Consider the following 24785-nt stretch of genomic DNA (forward strand, 5'->3'; position numbering starts at 1 on the left):
CCGCTTTTATTTCTTCAATTTCCAAAATATCACATTCACAAGCTTATTCATTACTTCATTGCTACGTATAACTACATACCACTTATTTCGATTAATACCCAACTGACGAACATCACTATTTTGCATGGTTTCAAAACAGTGGTCATAAGTTTACACATCCTTTTCGGCGTTAGACTTTATTTCTTAAATTCAGATGTAGTCACAGACATGAAATTAAAGTAACATTTTTGACTGTATTTATTTAGAAGCACCTGATTTGGTATGACTGATGACAAGACTATCACCTCAGGAAGCTCAAACTAACCGTGACAACAAGCTATAAAGTATGTGTAGATAAAACAGCGAGTATATTGAGAAAAAAATCTGTATGACAAGCTACCAAGAAACTCTAACTAGTGACGAAGCCATCAATGAGTTAATCGCCGAGACAACGGGTATTAACCATGTGGAGGTAATTGAAAATGTCATCGACAGCTTAGAACAAGATGACAGTGCAATGGTTAGCCACACACCAGAGGGTAGTTATCTCTGGAAATTTAAGTACGGGAGTGTGGAAGTATTTGTCCAACTCAGTGGAAAAAGCGATGAAGACACCATAACGGTTTGGTCTGCGGTGCTAGATTTACCTGCCAAAAATGAACCTAAGTTAATGCGGTATCTTTTGGAGTTAAATTGCTCTAGCACTTTTGAAGCGCGTTTCGGTATTATTGAAAATCGGGTGGTTGTGATATCCACACGCACCTTAGCGGAGTTGTCTCCCGGCGAAGTCTCTAGGCTAATCACCATTGTGGCAACGATCGCTGATAACAACGATGATGCTTTACAATCTGAATTTGGCGCAGCTTAAGGAATTTTAGATTTTGGATTTTGGATTTTAGATTCAAGTTCTGCTGCATCAGATGTATAATATCAAGTTCGCTTAATTACTTATAATTCAAAATTATCCGCGTCAGAGCGTCTTTGCGTCAGCCCTAATTATAAGTATCCATCCGAACCTGATATTACAGCCTTTTTCATCTATTTAGGGATTACCAAGAAATAAATTATCTACTCTTGTGGGGTGGACATCTTGTCCGCCATTGTCTATGGGCGGGCGAGACGCCCACCGCACAATAAAAGTTGTATATTTTTTTAGTTGGAAGCCCCTTAAACCGCGATCCTTTATATGGTAGTACATATGTACTACCATATGGTTTAATCACTTATTATTAAAATCTCTCCGCATCAGAGCGTCAGTCTAAACAATAGCCTCTACTGATTGAATCAGATTCAGTAGTTGTTCAGGCGTATAAGGCTTAATTATATAAGCATCAGCACCTTGCTTCTTTGCCCACAACTGGTGAATTGTCTGATTTTTACTACTACAAATTACAATAGGTATTTTTGGATTAGTCGGATTTGTTTTGAGGAAGCGACATAATTCAAATCCACTCATCCCCGGCATTACAACGTCAGTAACAATCGCATCCGGCTTTTCTTCTAAAACTAGTTCTAGAGCTTCTTTAGCAGTAGTTGCCTTAATTACATTGTAACCTTTATCTCTCAGATAATAACTAATTAATTCCAATTCCTGCCGACAATCTTCTACAACTAGAATAGTAGCCACCCAGTTAATACTCAAGCTTCTATCTCCCAAAAAATATGTTAATTAAATTTATTTATTTTATCTATAAAAAAAACTAAACAATATGCTTAAATATTACTTTTAATAAATCTCCTTGCGTAAAAGGCTTGGCTAAATAGCCTGATGCTCCGACTAATTTGGCTTTAGCTCTATCTATCAATCCTGATTTTGCTGACACCATAATCACAGGTGTATTTTTAAAATGCGAGTGTTTCCGCAGTAAAGAGCAAAGTTCATATCCATCTAAATGAGGCATGGAAATATCCAACAAAATTATGTCGGGTTTTGTGCGGATAATCTGCATTAAAGCTTTGAACGAATCGCTGACTCCGATAACCGAAAAAGTTTGCTCATCTAAATAACTTTGAATAGTACTCAATACCGCAGGACTATCATCAATACAAAAGATTGTGTAGACTTTTTTCTGAGTAGGCGGTTGTACAACTTGCTGACTCGTATTATCGGATGTTCCTGGTTTATTGCCGTTGTACGGTCTGGGCGACTTTTGTGTAGTTTTAGTTTCAGGTTGCGGCTGATTTTTTCGCAAAAATTGCGAGGGTTGTACGGGGGAAACTGTTAATGTCTGGCTATTAGCTCCTACCCTTACAGAAAAATGCTCTGCGTTGCTTCTGGGCGATTGACATCGTTCAACTAGTAAACGAAGATTCAGATGACAAAACTTTGGCATATCATCCAAAAAGCTTTCAGGAATAAATTCATAACTTCCCTGTTCTAAGCTCAGAAATGATTCCAAAACTTCTAGTGCTAATTCCTCTATCAAAATCGCTGCTTGAGAGGGACTGATATATTTTTGATTGACTAACCAGCAAATAGCTAGATAATCTGGATTTGGTATTGCTTGATTTTCAATGCCAGTTTCAAATATCGCCCGCAGTTGTTCATGAATTCCGCGAGGGAGAGTAGAAATTTGCTGACTCAAGCGTTGCAAATTTCTGTAAAGTGGCTCAAACATTTTCTCTGAGTAGCAGGCATAAATCAGTTTACCTTCATCTACATATATTGACCAAGAACCTGAAGTGCTAAATACTTGCAAACAACCAGTAACAGACTTACTCGTGATTTTTTTCAACAGAGATAGGGGTTGGAGTTTTTGGAAAAATCTGTATCTACTAATCGGAAGTGTCTTCATTGGGATGGCTCTGGAATAAAATTAATATTTGCAGGCGAAATTGGTGAATTTCGTTTTCGGAATTCACAGCGACATTAATTAGAAGCACTGTTCAGATAAATATAGCGGTCACATTTAAGTTAGTACAGAGATTCCACACCCCCCAACTGCTAATTCACCAATCTCTGCTAAGCTATATGCGCGAATACAAATAAATCAATCCATATGCTATTGCCCAATAGCAAAATGACCCGACTGTTGTCAGGAAATAGTATTTCAAAAATCAGATTGACTTTCTGTATCTTTCGCTAATCTAGCCAATCTAACAGTAACTCAAGTGCGACGCATAGACTATTGGCTCTCGCCCATCAGTCACAAAAATATCACTGTTATCCGTATTTTACAGCCTAATATTAAAAGCAATAACTGATGAAATAAGAAGCTGAACAACTGACGTGTAGGCACTTTTTTGAGAAGTTTATTCTTGATGGTAACTTCATTAATAAAGTATCCTTTAAAACTCAGCATTCAATCAATTCAATGTCTTAACTAAGTCGGCACGATAAAACCCATGTATGTTTAGTTCTGTAAAAACTGTAGAATGAGTCATTTCTAAGGCATTCACTGATTTTACGTTTCGTAACATAGCTTGACTTTTTAACGCCGTTTACTTAAATTTGCGATCGCAGAACTTCTCTGTATAGGCGACAACAAGGGTTAGCTGATAATTGACGCCTTGATGATGTGTAGTGAGACGCACAGGCGACTGAATCAGCACAAGGAAATCTCTTCATAAGTACTGGAAACGGGTTCTAGTGTTGTGTGGGGATAAATAGTCACTGTGGACGATTTTGAGTGAGAAATTCAAGAACTGACAGCGAAGTTGTGGAGTTGTGGTACATACCTGAAAGATAGCGATTTTTCGCTAGATGGTAGATAACAAGTAATGTACTCACTAAAATTCAGGTTACTATAATTTTCCAAGAAAAATAGCAGAAATATATAAACTTGATGAGAAATAAGTAAAGGAAATATGAAAATTAATTAATAGCATTCTCTAGACAATTGTTATAAATGTTTATTTGTTGGGATGTCCGGAAATGCTGAAAATCTATAGTAAAAGTTAATTTGTATGTAAGAATTCAAAATTGATAATTTGTATTAAACAGAATTCAGGAGTCAGAATTCAGAATTCAGTTGGGTATTCTGACCAGAAAAGCGGATAGCGTAGCGTAAAGCCTTCTCTTCTCTTTCTCCTGTGGTCGCCGCACCCGCGAACGAGAGGCAACGCCTTCGGCATAGCGTTGCTATGAGCGAGCCTTCTCCCTTGGCGCTAGCCTCTTTCTTTGGGAGAAGGGGAGACGCTTTAGCGCAACGAGCGTCGCGTCAAGATTGCTGGCTATTGGTGTCGATTTTGGTCGTAGAGACATTGCTGTGACTAGCAATAGTGACAGGTGGGATGGAAAGCAAATCAACGATGTTAGGGATAAGTTTTCTAGAGTGAGAAGTTCTCTCCAGAAAAAAGCCACGAAAGGCACAAGGTCAACTAGACGTAGAGCTAGAAATATCTTGAAACGGTTGTCGGGCAAGGAGAGAAGATTTCAGCAATGGTTAAACTACAACATTAGCAAGTCCATAATTCAGGACGCATTAAAAAATAATGCAGCAGTAGCAATTGAAGACTTAACAAGTATTCGTGAAAGAACCAACCAGAAGCCAAGAAGCAAGACAGAACGTAGACGTTCTAACTCTTGGTCTTTTTATCAGTTAAGGTCTTTTTTGGAATACAAAGGTGTCCAATTTGGAGTAGAAATAATTGCTGTTCCTCCAGCTTGGACTAGTCTTACTTGCCATCAATGCCTACATATTGGATTGCGTTCTGATAGGCGTTTCAAATGTACTAATGAGGCTTGTTCTTGGAGTGGTGATGCTGATTTTAATGGAGCAAAAAATATTGCTACTATTGGGGCTGTTTTTGTAACCCAGCCTGGAGGCTCGAACTGTTTGTGTTGTAATCTCAGTACAGACAGTTCAGGGCTACTTAAAAGCCTGCGCTCACCGCTTGCGGGAGCGTAAGTAGTTTACTTGATATATCTGGGAATACTAAATCCAGCAATTTTGAGGATGAGCGCAGTATGATCCGCACTCTTGTCAGTATTCCCGGATATCGCATCACTGAAGAACTCTACAATGGTTCGAGAACACTAGTTTATCGAGCAGTTCGAGAAACTGACTTATTCCCGGTAGTAATTAAACTGCTGAAAAATCCTTATCCCAGCTTCAGCGAACTCTTGTCGTTTCGCAATCAATACACCATTACTAAAAATATTAATTCTTCTTTAATTATTCAAACTTATAGCTTGGAAGCTTACCAAAATGGCTATGCATTGGTGATGGAAGATTTTGGGGGAACTTCCCTGAACAATTATTTTGCCAAAAATAATATTACGTCTGTAGAAGAATTTTTAGAAATAGCGATCGCACTCTGCAACATCTTAGATGTTCTCTACCGCAAGGGCATTATTCATAAAGACATCAAACCGAGCAATATATTAATTAATCCCGAAACCAAACAAGTTAAATTAATTGACTTTAGTATCGCATGTTTATTACCGCGAGAAACCCAAACACTGATTAATCCCAATGTTTTAGAAGGGACACTAGCTTACATTTCCCCAGAACAAACAGGTAGAATGAATCGTGGGATTAATTATCGCACAGACTTCTATTCCCTCGGTGTAACTTTCTACGAATTACTTACAGGAGAGTTACCTTTTGCTTCAAATGATCCAATGGAATTAGTGCATTGTCACATTCAGTAGACCGAAAAGTTTTCCAGAAGCCTCACCAATCCTTGATTTTCGCTTTGGAATAGCAGGAGCCGAAATCAGCTTCTAAGGAGCATTTCAAGAACTTTTGTTCTAGGCAGACTTAAGAGCGATCGCAACTAGCTATAATTGCTAGTCCCAAAAACGACGGCTGAAACCCTCATTCTTTCGTCAACTTCCAAAAGTTTTCGATCTACTGACTATCAGTACCCTTACCCTCGCCCCGTTAAGTCAATCTCAGATCGATTGTTTGGTTGCCGACACCCTCAGTTGTTCCACAGTTCTAGCGCAACCCCTGGCAGAGTTAGTCTATCAAAAAACCAAAGGCAACCCGTTCTTTGCTACCCAATTTCTCAGAGCTTTGCATCAGGAGGGCTACATTGCCTATGACCTGCAAGTAGGACACTGGCAGTGCGATATGGTATCAGTGAAATTGCTCTCGCTCACTGATGATGTAGTCCAGTTCATGGCGCGGCAATTACAAAAGTTGCCAGAAGTTACTCAAGAGATACTGAAGCTGGCTGCTTGTGTGGGGGCACAGTTCGATCTGGAAACATTGGCGATCGTTTCACAACAATCAGCAACCGATGTCGCAACAGCATTGTGGAAAGCCTTGGAGGAAGGCTTGATTTTACCCACGAGTCAGATTTACAAGTTTTTTCAGGGTGCCCAAAAATCTGAGCCAGAAGAGACAGTTAATCCAACCTATCGTTTCCTGCATGATCGCGTCCAGCAAGCTGCCTACTATCTGATTCCTGACGACCAAAAGCAAGCCACTCATCTCAAAATTGGGCAATTGCTATTGCAAAATACGCCACCTGAAGCTGTAGAACTCAATGTTTTTGATATTGTTAATCAGTTGAACAATGGAATTGCTCTGATAGATCGAATCGGCGATCGCTATGAGTTAGCTCAGTTGAATCTGATTGCTGGCAAAAAAGCAAAAATTTCCACAGCTTATAAGGCAGCCATTAAATATTGCGCCATCGGCATGGAAATGCTTCCCGAAGATAGTTGGCAGACTGCCTACGACCTCACATTTAAGCTTTATCGGGAATGTGCAGAGTGCGAATACATCACAGGGCGCTTTGACGAGGCAGAAAGACTCTTCCATCGAGCATTACAGTACGCTCAGAATAAATTCCATCTAGCAGATATTTATGGTCTGCAACTAGCCCTGAGATCCAATCAGGGAGAGAATCTACTCGGCAGTTATGAGGCTGCACTGAGTGGCTTGAGTGTTATGGGCATGAGCATTCCGGCAACCGATGAAGGTCAGCAAGCGCTGATTGCAACGACACTCAAGGAGATTCACCTCAAACTCGAAACTCTACAACCCGCAGATTTATTCGATCTGCCTGCGATGACCGATCCGGCGAAGAAGGTATGTATGTCAATCCTCCCCAATTTATGGGGAGCTGCTTATACTGGCGGCAATCAAGCGCTGACAATTCTGAGTATCCTCTTAATGGTTGATACTTCATTAACCTATGGCAATGCCGAAAGTTCGGGCTGTTCTTACTGTTTGTATGGGATGATGCTCACGATTCAAGGGGATTATCGAAGTGCTTATGAGTTCGCTACCTTGGGGCGAAAGCTCGATCGCCAATTCAATAGCACCAAGTTCATTCCCAAAACCAATAACGTTTTTGGTCATGCAATCAATCCCTACAATAGACCACTGGTGGAAAACGTCGCAGTTTACCAACAATCTCTTCAGACCAGTTATGAAACAGGTGATATTGGGTTTGGCATCTGGGCAGTAATATGTCTCATTTGGACGATGCTGTTGAAGGGCGATTGCCTATCAGAAGTGTATGGCGAAACAGAGAAATACTTGAGCTATGTGCAGCAAGTAAATAACGTGAATATGACGCATACATTTAACCTACAGCAGCAATTTCTTTTACACCTGCAAGGTTTGTTGGCAGAACCCGATCTACTGGTTAATCATACCGAGAACAGGATTCTCTGCCTTGATGTTTGGCAGAAGAATAATTTTGAAGCTGGGATCAATTGGTATTGCTTCTTGAAACTCCAGCTATTGTACTTGTATGGTCACTATGCCGATGCCCTGGAAGTCGCTGCTATTGCTGAAAAAACCCTGGCTTCTAATCTTGGTCTGTTTCCGATCGTTTTATTCCACTTCTATTACCCGCTGAGTTTAGCCGCGCTTTATCCAGAAGCAACACCAGAGAATCAACAGCACTACTGGAATGTGATGCAGCAGCACCGACAGCTTCTAGAAACCTGGACGCAGACTTGTCCAGAGAACTTTTTGCATCAATCGCTGTTGCTTGGGGCTGAAATGGCAAAAGTTTCTGGTAACTACGCAAATGCGATCGCCTGTTACGATCGCGCCATTACCGCAGCCAAAGAAAATCACTTTACTCAAATTGAAGCACTCGCCAACGAACTAGCAGCAAAGTTTTACCTGGAGTGGGGTAAGGATCGGATTGCTCAGGAGTATATTACTCAAGCCTACTATGCCTATGCTCGCTGGGGTGCAAAAGCCAAAGTCGCCGACTTAGAAAAACGCTATCCCCAATTACTTGCTCCTATATTACAGCAAACCCGTTCTCCCCTTTCCACTAACGAAACCATCTTCGGCTTGGGGAGTGTTACATCAAGCAGTTCGACTACTTGCAGCAGTGTCTCAGATATCCTAGATTTAAAAGCTATTCTCAAAGCTTCCCAAACTATCTCAGGTGAAATCGAACTGGAAAAATTGCTCTCCTCATTGCTTTCCATTGTCATCGAAGATGCAGGGGCTGATAAATGTGTGTTAATGCTGTTGCGAGACGAGCGCTTGTTGGTCAAAGGGCTGATTGTTGAGGGGGCACAACCAATCGTATTGCAGCGGCTTCCGGTTGAAGACAGCCAGGACATTCCCCTGAAGCTGATTTACAAAGTCAAGCATAACAGGCAGACTGTTGTCCTGGTGGATGCCATAGCAGATCCGATCTTAGCCAACGACCCCTATATTCTTCGTCAGCAGCCTAAGAGTATCTTGTGTTGCCCGATTTTGCATCAAGGGAAATTGATGGGCATTTTATATCTAGAAAATAATTTAGCAACGGGGGCGTTCACAAGCGATCGCGTCGAACTGCTGAATTTACTCTGCGCCCAAGCCGCAATTTCTCTAGAAAATGCCCGACTTTATGAACTTTCTCACAAATATGCCCAACAGCTAGAGCAGTCATTTGCCGAATTGAGTGCGAGTAATTCTCGCTTTGAGAAACTTGTAGATAATGTTCCTGGGGTTGTTTATCAGTACCAGATATCTGCTGATGGTGCAATGTCTCTAACCTACATCAGCAGAGAATGTGATGAACTATACGAAATCACAGCCGAACAAGCGATCGCTAATGTGCAGTTGCTCTTGGAGAGAATACATCCAGATGATGAAGCAAGTTACCAGCAGTCTGTTACTGATTCAATGCAAACCCTAAATCCTTTTGAGTGGTCAGGGCGAATTATTACACCATCTGGGATTATTAAATGGATTCACGCCGAAGCTCGAATAGAACAAAAAGCCAATGGAACTGTAGTTTGGGATGGATTGTTGTTGGATATTAGCCAAGGCAAACTTGCCGAAGCCGAACTTCAACAAAAAGCACAAGAGCTAGAAACTGCTTTACAAAACCTGCAACAAGCCCAATTACAAATGGTCCAAAGTGAAAAAATGTCTGCCTTGGGTAACTTAGTTGCTGGTGTGGCTCACGAAATGAATAATCCTTTAGGTTTTATTGCTGCCAGTATTAAACAAGCTAAACCTACCTTCGCCGATATTGTGGAACACTTGAAACTCTATCAAGAAACATTATCCCATAAGAGTGAAGAAATCATCGACCACGAGTCAGAAATTGATTTGGAATATAGCTTAGAGGACTTGCCGAAAATGCTTGATTCCATGACAATCGCGTGCGATAGGCTCAAAAATATCAGCACTAGTTTACGTACTTTCTCTCGTGCCGATCGCGACTACAAAGTACCGTTTAATATTCACGAAGGTATTGATAGCACCATTCTCATTCTCAAACATCGTCTGAAAGCTAACGAACAACGTCCGGCGATCGCAGTTGTCACCAACTACGGTAATTTACCTCAAATTCAATGTTTCCCTGGGCAATTAAACCAGGTATTCATGAATATTCTAGCAAATGCTATTGATGCATTAGATGAATCTAATGATGGACGAAGTTTTGAGGAAATTAAAGCCAATCCTAACTGCATTACAATTACAACTTCACTGGAAAATAATCTAGTTAAAATTGCCATTATGGATAATGGGAAGGGGATGAGTGAATTAGTTAAACAAAAAATATTCGACCATTTATTTACTACCAAAACTGTAGGAAAAGGGACCGGTTTAGGACTGGCGATCGCTCGACAAATTGTCGAAGAAACCCACAACGGTAAGTTGAGTTGCAACTCTGTTCTGGGTGAAGGTACAGAATTTATTATTGAAATTCCAGTGTAATTTTTGACTTGGGTTTTTACTCAGCACTTTGCCATATATAGCAATCCGATTTGATTTGGAGAATCATTCGTAGAGGTAAGGGACTCTTTACTGGGGACTGGGAAGAAGGAATAAAGGTGTACCTAGCTTCCTAAAAATAAAATATGAGTCCTATAGCAAAAAGACGCAAAGAATTTCTTTGCGTCTTTGATATGAGATTTAAAAGTGGACATTCTCAGCGTTATACTCCACTATTTACCGAAACTTACTCGCGCCATAACCAGGTTAAAAGTACGCCACCTGCCATCAGCTTAATTACTTCCAGTAGCCAATAACCACCGTGTAGTAAATTCATTGTTGATGGAATAGCAGCAGCAGCTTCAAATAGGTTGAGTTGAATTCCGATGGCGCACATTTGCGGAGTCAAGAAATATGTGTCAAGCAAAGCTACACTCAGCAGCAGCACAGATATAACAATGCTGCTAATACCCCTTTGAAATTGCGTTTTGCTCAAAACTAGCGCTCCAGTCAATACTACAGCAGCAGATAATAATTCCATGCGATTAAAGTTCCAAAAAATCGCATAGCCTGCTGTAGTAAAACCAGCTTGGTTCATCATGCCAGAAACATAAAGGCTAGGCATAATTACCCAATCTAAAACTAGACTTGCGCTCAGCCAAAAGCCCAAAGTCAAGATGATAGCGGTTTGCCAAATTGGCCGTTTGAATGCAACGTTAGAAATAGCAGTCATAAAATAATTGCGTGTGTTGTATTTCTTAGTTTGTAACTTCATCAGCCGTTTGACAAGGAATATCAACTAAGCTTTACATTGATTGGCAATATCAGGGGCGATCGCTCTTAATTCTTCGCTCAATCACAAGTTTTTTTAAAGATAATTAAGAAATATTAAAAAGGTTTAAAAAGTAATTTTATCTCTCAGAAACACTCAATTTTTGTCTAGGAATTCGACGAGTAAGGGCGTACAGCTGTACGCCCCTACTTATTTTTCCTGAAATGTCCAGACTCCTTCATCCCAATCTGACTCTGTTGGGGGTGCTTGTAACCAATGTTGACAACGCAACAGATGCAACATAGCAGCTTTGTCTTGGTTATCAGCCGCTAAAACTTGGGCAAATTCGGCTCTGGCACGGTTAAAATCGCGTTGGAGGTAATATTTGCGCCCTTTATGATAATGCTCAATCACTTGTAGTTTTTCGCTAGCAATGGGAGTGGAACGCAAACCCACCAATTCATATATAGCTACTGGCTCATTTCTGCCTTTGACGCGAATGTAATCTAGTTCTCTCGCCCAAATATTTTCTTGGCATGGTTTAAAAGTGTTATGGCTAATAATAATATCGCAACCATACTGTTTACTAACACTTTCCAGTCGGGAGCCTAAATTAACACCATCGCCAATGGCTGTAAATTCCATTCGCTTACTAGAGCCAATATTCCCACTAATCACTGTATCGGAGTTGATGCCAATGCCAATGTTGATTTTGGGTTTATTAACTGCATGGCGACGTTGATTAAAATCATGCAAGCGTTGGCGCATTTCTACAGATGTTTGCACCGCCATCCAAGCATGTTCTTCTAAAGGTAAAGGTGAACCAAAAACAGCCATAATGGCATCGCCGATGTATTTATCCAGGGTGCCTTTATGTTTAAAAACTGCCTCCACCATTGATTCAAAATATTCATTGAGCATACTCACCACTTCTTCTGCTTCCAAGTTTTCCGTCAAAGTAGTGTAGCCGCGAATATCCGAAAATAGAATTGAAACTTCTTTGCGATCGCCTCCTAGTTTAGCGTCATCCAACTTCAGCAATTCTTCTGCCAATTCCTGGGTCATGTAGCGGTACATTGTACTTTTGAGCCGCTTTTCATCACTGATATCTTCCATCACCACCAGCGCCCCACGGACTTGCTCGTGGTCGCTGGCATCAGCAATTGTATTAATCGATAAATTAATACTATGCTGTTCAGTACCAGTACTTATAAGAGTGCGATCGGGGTAATATTGTTGGCGACGTTTCGAGTCAGTTCCATGTAAAGCATCCTGACACCACTTGCTAAAGTCGCTTTCTTTAATAGCGATAACATCATTAACTGATTTACCCTCCAAACGGTCTTCTGCTTCCAGCCCCAGCAGACGTTTAGCGCTTTCATTGGCAGCGATAATTAATCCAGCTTTATCAGTAGAAACTACTCCATTGGAAAGACTACGGAGAATGTCTCGTTGCATTTGTTCTTGTTGCTTGACTGTGGCAAACAACTGAGCATTATGTAGGGCTACTCCTGCTTGAATATTGAAAGCTTCCATGAACTCTTCATCATTGCGGTCAAAACTAGCTTGGAAGCATTCGGGAGCTTTTGGCCAATGAGCGGGATCGTAAGTCGGAAAATCTCCAGATTTCTTTTTATTTACTAATTGGGTAACACCGATTAATTCTTGGTCGGCGTTAAATACTGGCATACAAAGTAAACTACAAGTGCGATAGCCATTTTGCTGATCGAGTTGTTTGGCTGTCTCCGAGTCGGGATCGTCGTATAAATCAAAGGCAATATTTAGCTTTTTACCAGATGCGGCTACTATCCCAGCAAAGCCTTTACCGATGGGGACGCGTAACTCCTTAGTTGAGCCATCGTCCTGGGTGATTTTCGTCCACAATTCATGACGATCGCGGTCTATTAACCATAGTGTACTGCGATCGGCATTCATTAATTCCTTGGCTTCATCCATCACCCGCTTGAGGGTATCTTCTAAATCGAGACTGCTTTGAGAAAGCGACTTGATTGCTTTCATCAACGCCGCCACTGCTCTTTGTTTTTGGGTAGCTACATAAAAAGAGCGCGATGATTCTAAAATCAGTCGAATCGAAGGAGCAAATTCTTGAAATAATTGTTCGTCACCACAGATAAAACCTTTGGTATCAATGCGCTCTGCAAGTGGAGCATTAGGATTATTACCAGATTTTAATTTATTCAGTAATTGTACTACTGCGACTAATTGTCCATGTTCATTTAATAACGGTAGAGCCAGCATCGTGTAAGTGCGATAGCCAGTTCTTTTTTCTTGTGCTTGGGCAAAATGCGATCGCGGATCGTCATAAAAATCAAAGGGAATATTGATAACTTGCTTAAAAGTAGCCACCTCACCACCGATACCTTTATTGGCGGGGATGCGAATTTCTAAAGAGCGATCGCCCTCCCCCCCAGCCACAATTGACCAGAGTTCTTGTTTTTCTTCATCCAATAAAAAGATCGTCGTCCGGTCTGCCCCCAGTAATTCCCCGGTTTTCAAAGTAATCGAATGCAGCATTTCTTGCAAGATAGTTTCAAACCCATTAGAATCCAGCATCGATAGGGTTTGATGCACAATCTGTAATTTTTGCTCGACATCCTTAACAACCTGTTTAAAAGTATCTTGAGTCAAGGGAGCAAGAAACGTAGAAAAAGTTCCTTGTCTTGTGGCAAGAGCACCCACAGGAGCAGAATTTGATTGAAATTCGCCGTTTTCTTGGTTGTGAACACCAATAATCACATCGGTGGTCTCCCCACAACTTCCTTGATACACTGACATAATTAGTATTAGATATAACAGGATGAGACGTTAGATTTAACAATGCAATTAAATTTATGTAAGAGGTGCTAAAAGCAACATTTCATATTATCCATAGTTTAATCGCTTGTTCAGCCAGCGTCATCCTGTCGAAGAAGGGCATGGGGCATGGGGCATGGGGCAAAAACTCTTCTCTCCCTGCTCTGTCCTTCATCTCCCCCACTCCCCACTCCCTACTCCCCATTTTCACCACTCTTGGGCATTGGGCATTGGTTATTTCTCCCCCTGCCTCCCCTGCCTCCCCTGCTCCCTCATCTTCCCCACTCTCTATTCCCCATTCTCCCCACTCCCAGGATGAGCATTTTCAATATGCTTAATTAAACTTTCAGCCATTTCAACAGCAACGATAATCAACTGCTGTTCCATTTTTCCATAGCCTCCCTCCTCGCTGAGTTGAGCATAAATGTGGGGGTTGGATAGCATTGCAGCTAGGAGTTGCGATGCAGTTTGTTTCAATTCGTAGACTTGTAGGTTCACACCTCTACTCCCTCCAGTCCAATGGTGGTTGAATTACAGTCTGCTGGGATTTGCCAACACGCACTCCTGGCTTATCAACAATTTTTACTGTGCTTGCTTTGGGTCCTTCTTCACCTTGTTCTACAGAAAAATGGACACCAGTACCAATTTCTAACCGTTGAAAGTCGTCATGTAGCACACTATTGCAGTGGAAGTAAATTTCCTGACCATCCAAGGTTTTAAGAAAGCCATAGCCGCGATCGCGAAATAACTTGGTGACAAATGCCCTTGTATCCTGGGCTGCATCATTGCTCAAATTTTTCTCACTGTGATGTTGGCGTTGGGTGAGTTTGACGAGTTGCCCACAAGCCGCATCAAAGGCATCTCTAATTACTGCATTTAGTGGCTGATACTGCTTACCCTCGCCGGGATTACTTTCTGCTACTATTTCGTGACCAGGAGGTACGGTGACATCAATTCTGACTCTATAAGGAGAACCACTGCGGGGGCGATCGTGTATTTTTTCAATTGCGATATGGCAACTATTGATGTAATTGCAAATATGTTCTAGCTTGGCAATTTTTTGATTAATTAAAGCAGCGATCGCATCAGTTTTTTCAAGATTGCGATAAGTAATTTCTGGTGTAACTTTCATTTGAAGACTGGGGTATGGGAGTGGGGAGTGGGGAGTGGGGAGTGGGGAGATGGGGAGATGAGGGAGATGAGGGAGATGAGGGAGATGAGGGGAGAATAATAACTACTCGCTCAGCACTCCCCACTCCCTACTCCCCACTCCCCACTCCCCACTCCCCCTCACCCAGCAAATAATGGTTGACCGTTCTTTGCGGCTTCTATTAGTAATTCTCGGACTTCTTCATCTGTAGTTTGGGGAAAGTTTTCGTACCAAAGACCAACGCTGTAGAAGGGGCTGGGTGTGGAGACGCAAGCGATTTGGTCTACTTCAGGTTCTAACTGTTGATAAGTTTCACGCGCGGCTACGGGCACAGCAATTATAATTGCAGCCGGTTGCTGTTTCCGTACAGCCACAATAGCAGCCCACATAGTTGCACCTGTGGCTAAACCATCATCTACCAAAATGACCGTGCGTCCTCTTAAATCTGGGAAGGGGCGATCGCCTCGATAAACCTGTTCCCGGCGTCCTAATTCTCGTTCTTCTTGCACCGCCACCCTGGCAATTACTTCGTCGGAGATGTTCACCAGGTTGATAATATGTTGATTGAGTATCCGCACACCACCAGAAGCGATCGCTCCCATTGCTAGTTCTTCTTGATCGGGCACACCCAATTTACGTACCACCAAAACATCTAAGGGAGCATTTAAGGCTTTAGCAACCTCAAAGGCAACGGGTACGCCGCCTCTTGGTAGTCCTAAAACCACAACATCTGAGCGATTACTATAAGCGGCTAACTCCCTAGCCAAAACTTGACCTGCAAACCTCCTATCTTTGAATAGCATGGTGTGACACTCCTGATGAATTTACAAAAGATTTAAGTATTTACACGCATTCGTCCTTGGCTACCCGCCTCAAACAACGGATTGAATTCTGATGGTAGTTGAGAGCGAATATCATCGATCTCGCCTCTGCTAATGGCTTCACTCAATACCTCAATGACTACACGGGCATGATGAACAGCATCTGGAAGCTCTACACTTTCTCTTTGGCTGACTCGCTCAAAAAATTCATCAACAGAGAAGCGTTCTCCAGCACCAGCATGTTCATGTCGCATATATTCTGCAATGCCTCTTGGCAGTTGAGCAGCCGCATTAAAAGGCTCACCGCCAGCTAACCGTTCGGCTAGCGTCTCCAGAGTCGCACGGGTTGCGAGTTCTGCATCACCACGTGAACTGAGACGGGCGCGATTTTGCACCTGTCCAATAAACTCATCGTGTTGCATTTTCCCTCCAGATTTGTCTTAACGCATGACTTGTTATGGTCGGATGTTCTGAGCTGATCTTAGGAAGCTAAAAATGCTCTGTCCTCTGACTAACGGGGCGACATCTTCAATCTACAGTTCTATCAAACGGATGACTTATGCTATTTCTAAAAATCTTGGCAACTTAATGAATCGGTTTTAGGGACAGTTGTGCGCCCTTACCTATGTATAGGTATTAGATATTTCGTGAAATAATATTAACCTGATGGAGGAAGATTTTTCTATCTGAATCAGTTACGAATTAAAGGGTACAGCTAATTATGCCCCTAAGCAATTGCTAGAAGTTTTTTCCCACTTGCCAATGTTTGTTGCTAGACTTGTGCTGAGTATAGATTTTAACTGTTTCTAGAACAAAAATTACTTAACTATTGCCAGATGCGAAAATCCATAGAAAATACAGTAATCATGCAATTGCTAATTTTGGGCTTTTCCCGTTTTAATCACAATATATTGATGTTGTCTTCACATTAGCTCGGAATTGTAAATCTGTGAGCATTTACAATATCCTCATTTCTTTAAGTAAGTATAAATTTATGCTAAAGTACATTGATAAAATGTCATCAAAATTATCGCATAACACTTTTGAGTAAAAATTAATAGGGTATAATAACTGATAATGCTCAGCTATTTTTAATATCAAAGCAGGATTTTTATATAATGATCGGCTTAACTAATTCGGAAAACGCTATAGTTAGCAATACAGCAGCCACTAAGAGACTCGCAAGGGCAATGATGGTTTCTGCTGGAGAGTTTTCACTGATACTAGTATGTTGTAACTGTGTTGAAAGACAGCAGCAAATTCTGAATTTGTTAACTGAATTTTCATCAGCAGACATCCCGGAAATCCTGCTTACACCTGCGACTGAAACATTGTACACGGCTATTGCAACTACAATTGCTGTTACTCAACCCGAAGCTTTGATGGTACGGGGTTTAGAATCTGTAGTAGCAATTAATCAACTCATTATCAGTACCAACATCATGCGAGATGAGTTTCGCAAACAATTTAAGTTTCCCTTGGTGTTGTGGATCAATGATGAAATCCTCCGCAAACTAGTCTGGCTAGCACCCGATTTCAAAGACTGGGCATCTACTACTATTAGATTTGATGTACCTAACAATCAGTTAGTTGAATCTGAACAACAAGCGATTAGCGCCTAAGAGAGAGTTTATCCATTTTGGATTTTAAATTTTAGATTTTGGATTGGGAATAACCTGAGTATGTCTAGCTTGGTGTGATTCCATCTGTCGGAATCATTTTTCAAATTTGTATCACGTAGGAAAAGTTTTTACCGCAAAGCCAAAAATGTTGTCAAATTAGATGGTTTGCGTTCTTTGGTTTGCATCAAGTCTAGTTCAGGAACAAAGAATCATTACATTAGCGTCTGTCTTTATATCTGCTTCAAAAGACAAACATTAAACTAATCCTAAGTACTGAAGTTCGGGGATTATGTATTTTATTGTCCTGAATTGGTGGATATTATTTATTAGTTTTATAACTATTGACTAATAGGACTATATTAGTATGAAAATCATGGCAAAAACTTATCTTAGCAAGAATCAAGCACGAATTTTCACGGCTTTAGTTTTGACTGGTATTTTATCTGTTACCAGCAGTTTAACACTCATCAAAAATGCCACAGCGGGTTCTGCAAACTTTTCACTAGAAACAAGCACTGATGTTTCTAAAGACAATATTAAATCAAATCGCTTGCCGCGTCCAGTAGCTAACGCAGTGCTGCAAGATTTAGCCCGCAAAGAGGGAATTTCGACTAGAGAACTGAAAATTACCAACTATAATCAACAGACTTGGGGTAATGGCTGTTTGGAATTACCTCAACCAGATGAAGCCTGCACTGAAGCCTTAGTTCCTGGTTGGCGGGTTGTGGTGTCTAATGGCAAAGAAAATTGGATTTATCATACTAATAACAACGGGCGATCGCTACGTTTAGCTTCGGCAAATAATCCTTCAGATAAATTACCCACATCTGTAAAAAATGCTGTTTTGCAAGCTGCATCTAGACGTTTGCAACAGCCGATTTCTCGGCTAACGATTGTTGAATTTCAACAGCAAACTTGGAGAAATGGCTGTTTAGAATTAGCGAATCCTGATGAATTCTGTACCCAAGCTTTGGTACCAGGTTGGCGGGTAGTTGTTGGTGGACGCGAAAAAACCTTGGTTTATCACACCAATCAAACAGGTTCGATAGTTCGGCTCAATGAAAAAGCTAACCAAGGTACGCTGACACCTGTGCGAATTCCAGTCGGTGAGTTACCACCAGCTTTAGATCGAGATGTAGTATTTCGGCAAATTTCCAGTGGCGGGTTTGCTGGTAGAACCTACGAGACTGTTTTACTCAAAAATGGGCAATTGATTCGTGTGCGGATTGGTGATGCTAATGATTCTGAACGTAGTGTTCGCCGCGTTTCTTTACAACAGGTGCGACAATTTTTGCGATCACTAGAACGCTATAAATTTAGTCAATTCCAGAATCTGAGTTACCCAGCACCCAGCGGTGCTGCTGACTATATCACCTACACTCTCACCAGCCAAAAGAATACGGTTCAGTATAACGATATTTCTCGAAATAACCTGCCAAGCAATTTACAAGTGGTAGTTAAAGCTTGGAATCAGATTACAGCCAGCGGCCAATAGTGAATGGGGACTGGGGATTGGGGATTGGGTACTGGGAATCGGGGATTGATAATTGGGCATTCATAAAACTTTTCCTAGTCCCCAGTCCCTAGTCCCCAGTCCCCAGCCCCTTTTACCGCATACAATCGAAACGATAATTCGATCGCACTTTTGGTAGATGATGAAAAGGTTTGTAAAGTGGTGTGTTGGGTTTTGGAATATTCGCCAAAGCCGAAAGTCGGGGTTATTTCTGGTGATGGTTACCTTGAGCGTGGTAACTACGGTGATGTTATCGTTTCCGTTAAACGCTCAAACTACTCCTCAGAAATTACCGACATCTGAGTTAAGGGGAGTGTGGTTAACAAATATTGACAGTGATGTGTTATTCGAGCGCGATCGCCTGAAGGGATCTTTGCAACGCCTCGATGAACTCAATTTTAACACCGTATATCCAGCGATTTGGAATTGGGGGTATACATTGTATCCTAGCAAAGTTGCAGCTAAAGTCATTGGGCGAGCGATCGACCCCACACCCGGACTGCAAGGGCGAGACATCCTCAAAGAAATTGTGGATGTGGGACACCAAAAAGGGTTAACAGTCATTCCCTGGTTTGAATTTGGCTTTATGGCACCAGCGGATTCCTTACTGGCTAAAAATCGTCCCCAATGGCTCACCAGTCGCAGCGATGGGACACGGATTGTCAAAGAAGGCACACATAATCGGGTTTGGCTAAATCCTTTTCGTCCAGAAGTGCAACAATTTATTCAAGATTTAATCGTTGAAATTGTTAGAAATTACGATATCGACGGCATTCAATTTGATGACCATTTTGGCTTACCTTCCGAATTAGGATACGATGCTTATACAGTGGCACTTTATAAAAAAGAACACCGTGGTCAAGCTCCCTCTAAAAATTCTAAAGATCCAGAATGGGTACGTTGGAGAGCTAACAAAATCACCGACTTTATGAAGCGGGTATTCACAGCTATCAAAGCCGCTAAAAAAGATTGTATCGTTTCTGTTGCACCGAATCCTCAACGTTTTTCCTACGAATACTTTTTAGCAGACTGGCAGAAGTGGGAACGGATGGGAATTATTGAAGATTTGGTTTTGCAAATTTATCGGGATGATTTGAATGTTTTTGTTAGCGAATTAGAGTATCCAGAAGTGAAAGCTGCAAAGAGCCATATTCCCGTGAGTATTGGCATTTTAGCTGGTTTAAAAAACAGATCTATACCTATGCAACAGATTCAGACACAAGTGCAAAAAGTACGCGATCGCAATTTTGCTGGAGTCTCTTTCTTTTTCTATGAAACTCTCTGGAACATGAGCAAAGAAAAACCCCTAGTTCGTCAAACTAGTTTCCAGAAAATTTTCCCTACACCAACGACTTACCCGAATTTACTTGCCGGTTGGAAACCATAGAGAGATGGTGAGTAGGGAGTGGGAAGTTGGGAGACAAAGAGAATAACTTTTAACTCTTCACCCCTCACTCCTAACTCCTAACTCAGCACTCTTACCCTATTCCCAAACGTCCAGCCAAGCCAGGAGTCAGCGGTAAAAGGGTAGTAATCATCAAGAATAGAGCCAAAAGACCCAAAGCGGCTCTAGCATCATCGGGTTCAGTGATTTCATTCAAGCTGGGGCGTTCTAAATCTCGTTGCAAGAAGAAAATCACGATCGCCCAGTACATGGCCAGAACATTACCGAGAGACACTAGCACCAGTAAAATTAAAGTTGCCACAGTTGCCCGTCCTGCGGTTTTGCGTCCATAAATCGCCTGGACAATGCGGCCACCATCTAGTTGTCCGGCGGGCATTAAGTTCAAAGCGGTAATTACTAGCCCTAACCAACCAATCACTACTAAGGGATGAATGCTTACCGAAGGGGACTGTAAGGCAGAACCAAGCACAACTCGCGCTAAGCTTCCCACCAAAATTGACCCTTGGAAAAACTGATTTGGCAATTGAAATAAGCTACCAGGGTGGGAAAGCAGCAAACCAGCAATCAGCATTACCAAAGAAACGATACCACCTGCGGCTGGTCCTGCCAAGGCAATATCAAATAATACCTTCCGGTTGGGCAATAGAGACTCAAAGCGGGTAATTGCACCAAAGGAGCCAATTTGCACAGCGGGTAGAAAGAAAGGCCAGCTAAGGCGGATTTGGTGACGGCGAGCAAGTAACCAATGACCGATTTCATGAGCTACTAAAATCGCAAATATACCAGCGCCTATGGGCAAAGCTTCTGTGAATCTTCCAGGACTGGTAAAGAAATCAAAATTCAGCAGTAATCCCGCAGCTTCTAAATTTGTGGCTATGGTCGCTATCAACAGAATACCTGCAAAAGCCTTTTGCGATAACTGCATGGGACGGGGATCGTTGCGACTGGGGAGAACAATCACCACTGGTCTACCATCTGTATTTTCGACTAAAAACAAGCGATAGCGATCGCCAAGCCGTTCTCGTAAACTAGCAGTCAAACGGTTGTGAATTTCTTCTGGTTCTCCCCGCAGATTGCCTTTAAAAATTGCTCCATCTTGGTAGGGGATGGTTTCTGTGGCGAAAAACGTATCAATACCGAAAATGCTTTTAATTGCACTCAAGTCATCTTCTGGTATCGGTGGAATCTGGGGTTTGAGTTCTATTACTGTTGGTTGTGGGGAATTTTCTTCAGGTGAGGACTGGGCGGCGAGTCTTTCGGTTGCCCGCTGCTTGAGTATGGCATCTTGGCCAGCTTTGCGTAACTGGCTGCCCAAGTAGATGTACAATCCGGCAGAAGTTACCACTAGGAACAATATACCTGCTATGTTGATGTAAATTCCTACGGCAAACAATCCAAAAAACAGTAGCCACGGAGTCATCAACACCACCGACTGTAACCAGGCCAAGATTCCTAGCTTTCCAAAAGGTCTGGCGCGATAAAAGCCCCAACCCAAAATGCCTAAAGCTACCACCAGGATTGCTGCCAGGATAGAAGTTTCTGATAAAGTAAACATCTCCAAACCTTTGCTATTGAGACTAAGCCAGAACAAGTCCGGTATTGCAGACACACTTATTAATGTATAACGTCCCCCGTCTTCTGCCCAAATTATCCGGCTTGGCGTAGGCTAGCAAAAACCCCAGGAATTGCACTTTTGGTAGATCATTAATCTAGCTCTGCTTCAGTTTCCTCATCTGCGATCGCAAAATCACTGATGTAGTCCCGTACAACACGCTCAAAAAATAGGGGAGCAGGCAAACCCGTCCAATCGCTGTAGTGACCAAAGCCATAGCGCAGTGACTCTACAAGGGCAGCTAGATCGTCAGGATTATCTTCTGGTTGTCTCAAGGTAACAACAATCTCTAGGGGATTTGGAGTAGGCCAGCGACCTATAAATGGAGCTTTTGTAGAGAGTTGACTTATCTTTAACCCAACTTTGTTGGCTAGGGTCTGGGTTGAACGATAACAACTTTGGCCACGTGGATATTGATGTGGTGCTTCACGTGCCACAGATAGATAAGCCACACATCCAGTTTGGTTAGTAGCGCTGAGTCGGAATAATCCAGTCGCACTAGAAGCTGAAGGAATTTTCAGCGTAGGTGGCAGTTTGTTTAGTTGTTCTTTAGTTCTGGTATCTTCTAAAGAAGTCTCTATTAAATGTCTGGCTTTTTTCTCAATAATTCCAGGGGCGAGTTCTTGGCGAATGCGAATTAAACGTGCGCCTTGCCATTCATCCTGCATATTCTCAAACTGCTGGCCAAGGTTAATTTGATTAGCATTAATTCTGCTATCAGCAAGCCAATCCCAAAGTTGGACGCAGTTGGAAGAATCAATCATAACCAATGGTTGCATCCCATCTTCCACAGAGTTAGAAATAATCTGTTTTACAAAGTTCATGAATCGAGTTTGAGACACATTACGCTTATCAGCCAGTTTGATTGGAGTAAGTTGGGCAATAAAAGCTAGTGCATCAGAAAAACTAAACCACGGGCTGATTACTAAATTTCCTTTCTCGTAAGCACAGCAAAGCTCACATTTTCCTGTATCTACGTTGAGGCGCATTGCCACTGCTAAAAATGTATTCTCAATAACACCACGAATGCGACCCCTTTGTTTACGGACGATTGTGAACCCTAAAATTTCTTTTGGTCTAGCTTCTGGTGGGATATTTTGCAAATACTTGTCAACCTTTTCTTTTACACCATCAATCCGACCAGAATGAGCCGAGAACAAATCTTTCAGAGCCGACTGCATCCGATGGAAGAAGTCTGTGAGTTTGAGATGCTTTGTTTTACGTGTCTTTGCAATGGGTAGAAGAAACTGCACACCACTACCAACCTTTGCTAGTGCTTGGCGGGTTGAAGGTTTATTAACTTTATCGTCATGTTTAGGAGATTTTTCACCAGTAGGATCTGCGTAAAACTGTCGTGCCATTATCAAGGAGAAAGTTGGCTTATTCGGGTCTTCAATCTGTTTTGCAGTGGATTTCCATGCTTCAATTCGCTGACGCGATCGCTCCTTATTTTTCAAGTCTTTTCCAGGTAAAATCTCTCGTGGCCCGTGAGTATTTGCTGGCAAGCAGTTAATAATAATTTCGAGTGTGTCTCCCCACAAAACTTTAGTAATTTTTTGCAATAGTTCCGCTTCTGTTTTCAAATCATCTTCATAAAAGATAAACAGTCTCGGTTGCTCATTAGGATATAATCGCTGCATCGCTGCTTGGTTTGCCTGAATGATGGTTTGGAGAGCATTCGTTTGATTCGGCGTAACTTTATTAAATTGAAAAGCTTTTCTTCCCGACTCAATCCCTTCTAAACGAATGTCAAAATGTTTGCGTAGCAAGCTATCGATTTGACTGTCGTCGAGTTGATCGAGGTATTTCGCAGTAAGCTCCAAGTCGGAATTGGTTTCGAGAGCTTCCAAAACCCCACCAAGCAGTGTAGGAAGATTAATCATCCGCGATGCTGTATCATCTAGTTTGTGCTTGGATGGTACTTTTGTGTAACCATCGAATATTTTGATTCCTAATGGGTTAATAATTTTAGCGATCGCTTCCAAGGCATCTAATTTATCAATCTCTGGTACACCTGTTTCAATACCGTATCCTTCTGAACTATTTTCGTCGTCTTCTGAATTATCTTGAAGTCCATTACGGTAAGTTAAAACAACCTCACAGCTATCAGTAGAGGCTTTGCCCAAAGCGATTTTTTGCCCATCAAAAGATTCGAGAGGCAGTTTCAATTCTCTTCGCAGAATTTCAAAATCTGTATCTGTCGCCCAACGCCAATTCTTATTATCTTGTTCGTTATTTTTATCTTGTTCGCATTTTACTCGATAGCTAAAGGCGCGATCGGGATAGTCTTGAGAAAATATGAAACCGCTAATATTCCTACGATCGTATTTAGGATCTTTTAACTGAGTAAACCAGCGACGTTTGGAAATCTCAACTTTCACCAAAGGTTGAGACAAAGAAGGATATGTTACTACTTCCAAGCTCACCACAAAACTGAATTTACCTTTTGTGTCAGGTAAGGTTATCGGATCGGCGATCAATTCTACAATCCCAGAATTGCTGGAAATAATACGTTTTATCGGCCCTAAATCTGGAAAAATCTCTTGTCCAGCAATTTGACGGGCTACATAATCTACTATGGCACGATAGGCATATTTATCTGTTAAATCTTTTGGCTGAGTTGTACCTGTCTGTTTAGACCAATTCCAAGGGAATACTTGAGATTTAAATGGAGAAATTTTCAGAAGTTCTCCTCCTTCCTGCAAATCTTGCAAGCGGTCAATAATATTCGTTGATATGTCTTCTTTTTTTGCAAAAGGTCTGAGATGATTTGTGAACCAGTCGTTAATAATTGGGCGAAGCATTTGATTTATATCTTCTTCATTACCACCATTTAGGTAAACAAAAGGTTCTGGATCGCTTCCCCTTTTAGCACTATTCAATGCAAACTTCGTAAGGCCTACGTCTGGTTCAATTCGCGCTGCATTTTTGAATACTACTTCTAGAAATCCTCGAAATGAGGCATAGGGGAGATTTTTGACATTAGGAATCATGTAAAAATAAGTTGTACAAAAT

16 protein-coding genes and 2 pseudogenes are annotated in these 24785 nt (G+C 41.7%); 7 read left to right on the forward strand and 11 right to left on the reverse strand.

Translation table 11 applies throughout. The annotated features are described in order from the left end of the window. Window positions 1-367: 367 nt before the first annotated feature. Window positions 368-847 carry a YbjN domain-containing protein gene (locus tag IQ276_RS00830; RefSeq protein ID WP_190877957.1) on the forward strand — a complete coding sequence of 160 codons (480 nt, stop codon included), beginning with the start codon at window positions 368-370 and terminating at the stop codon, window positions 845-847. A gap of 390 nt (window positions 848-1237) precedes the next feature. Here the strand turns inward: IQ276_RS00830 and IQ276_RS00835 are convergent, their stop codons facing one another. The 3 genes from IQ276_RS00835 to IQ276_RS39970 form a co-directional block, all read right to left on the reverse strand. Next, window positions 1238-1621 (reverse strand): response regulator transcription factor, encoded by a 384-nt coding sequence (locus IQ276_RS00835; RefSeq protein WP_193914270.1) that lies wholly within the window; start codon window positions 1619-1621, stop codon window positions 1238-1240. 58 nt (window positions 1622-1679) lie between these two features. Then, window positions 1680-2774, reverse strand: a complete 1095-nt coding sequence (locus IQ276_RS00840; protein ID WP_193914268.1) for a response regulator — start codon at window positions 2772-2774, stop codon at window positions 1680-1682. A 650-nt stretch (window positions 2775-3424) separates the two neighbouring features. After that, entirely contained in the window at window positions 3425-3547 is a 123-nt protein-coding gene (locus IQ276_RS39970) for a hypothetical protein (RefSeq protein WP_255264291.1), read from the reverse strand. Window positions 3548-4154: 607 nt separating this feature from the next. Between IQ276_RS39970 and IQ276_RS00845 the strand changes: the two are divergent. The 3 genes and pseudogenes from IQ276_RS00845 to IQ276_RS00855 form a co-directional block, all read left to right on the forward strand. Continuing rightward, window positions 4155-4829, forward strand: a pseudogene (locus IQ276_RS00845) (RNA-guided endonuclease InsQ/TnpB family protein); the annotation flags it as partial. Window positions 4830-4888: 59 nt separating this feature from the next. Then, window positions 4889-5569, forward strand: a pseudogene (locus IQ276_RS00850) (serine/threonine protein kinase); the annotation flags it as partial. Between the two features lie 262 nt (window positions 5570-5831). Beyond that, window positions 5832-10064 carry a trifunctional serine/threonine-protein kinase/ATP-binding protein/sensor histidine kinase gene (locus IQ276_RS00855; protein WP_235115327.1) on the forward strand — a complete coding sequence of 1411 codons (4233 nt, stop codon included), beginning with the start codon at window positions 5832-5834 and terminating at the stop codon, window positions 10062-10064. A gap of 244 nt (window positions 10065-10308) precedes the next feature. Here the strand turns inward: IQ276_RS00855 and IQ276_RS00860 are convergent, their stop codons facing one another. From IQ276_RS00860 to IQ276_RS00885, 6 genes are all read right to left on the reverse strand, one after another. After that, window positions 10309-10794 (reverse strand): hypothetical protein, encoded by a 486-nt coding sequence (locus IQ276_RS00860; RefSeq protein ID WP_193914264.1) that lies wholly within the window; start codon window positions 10792-10794, stop codon window positions 10309-10311. A 249-nt stretch (window positions 10795-11043) separates the two neighbouring features. Next, window positions 11044-13629, reverse strand: a complete 2586-nt coding sequence (locus tag IQ276_RS00865) for a GAF domain-containing protein (protein ID WP_235115328.1) — start codon at window positions 13627-13629, stop codon at window positions 11044-11046. A 306-nt stretch (window positions 13630-13935) separates the two neighbouring features. Continuing rightward, window positions 13936-14145, reverse strand: a complete 210-nt coding sequence (locus IQ276_RS00870) for a hypothetical protein (RefSeq protein ID WP_235116365.1) — start codon at window positions 14143-14145, stop codon at window positions 13936-13938. Between the two features lie 4 nt (window positions 14146-14149). Continuing rightward, entirely contained in the window at window positions 14150-14779 is a 630-nt protein-coding gene (locus IQ276_RS00875; RefSeq protein ID WP_235115329.1) for an HPF/RaiA family ribosome-associated protein, read from the reverse strand. Window positions 14780-14937: 158 nt separating this feature from the next. Beyond that, entirely contained in the window at window positions 14938-15600 is a 663-nt protein-coding gene (locus IQ276_RS00880) for a phosphoribosyltransferase (protein ID WP_235115330.1), read from the reverse strand. Window positions 15601-15632: 32 nt separating this feature from the next. After that, window positions 15633-16040 (reverse strand): DUF2267 domain-containing protein, encoded by a 408-nt coding sequence (locus IQ276_RS00885; protein WP_193925224.1) that lies wholly within the window; start codon window positions 16038-16040, stop codon window positions 15633-15635. Between the two features lie 696 nt (window positions 16041-16736). On the opposite strand from IQ276_RS00885, the gene IQ276_RS00890 reads away from it, so the two are divergent. The 3 genes from IQ276_RS00890 (at window position 16737) to IQ276_RS00900 (ending at window position 20140) form a co-directional block, all read left to right on the forward strand. Then, complete coding sequence (locus tag IQ276_RS00890; protein WP_193925222.1) at window positions 16737-17240, forward strand: hypothetical protein; 504 nt, start codon at window positions 16737-16739, stop codon at window positions 17238-17240. A 364-nt stretch (window positions 17241-17604) separates the two neighbouring features. Beyond that, a complete protein-coding gene (locus IQ276_RS00895) occupies window positions 17605-18735 on the forward strand; it encodes a DUF8738 domain-containing protein (RefSeq protein ID WP_193926027.1) in 1131 nt (376 codons plus the stop codon). Between the two features lie 160 nt (window positions 18736-18895). Next, entirely contained in the window at window positions 18896-20140 is a 1245-nt protein-coding gene (locus tag IQ276_RS00900; protein ID WP_235116302.1) for a glycoside hydrolase family 10-like protein, read from the forward strand. 91 nt (window positions 20141-20231) lie between these two features. Here IQ276_RS00900 and IQ276_RS00905 read toward each other — a convergent pair whose 3' ends face one another. Beyond that, complete coding sequence (locus tag IQ276_RS00905) at window positions 20232-21713, reverse strand: site-2 protease family protein (protein WP_193922461.1); 1482 nt, start codon at window positions 21711-21713, stop codon at window positions 20232-20234. Window positions 21714-21862: 149 nt separating this feature from the next. Continuing rightward, window positions 21863-24763 (reverse strand): RNaseH domain-containing protein, encoded by a 2901-nt coding sequence (locus IQ276_RS00910; protein ID WP_235115331.1) that lies wholly within the window; start codon window positions 24761-24763, stop codon window positions 21863-21865. Window positions 24764-24785 lie beyond the last annotated feature (22 nt).

It is taken from the genome of Desmonostoc muscorum LEGE 12446 (genome assembly GCF_015207005.2).
GTDB lineage: Bacteria > Cyanobacteriota > Cyanobacteriia > Cyanobacteriales > Nostocaceae > Nostoc > Nostoc muscorum.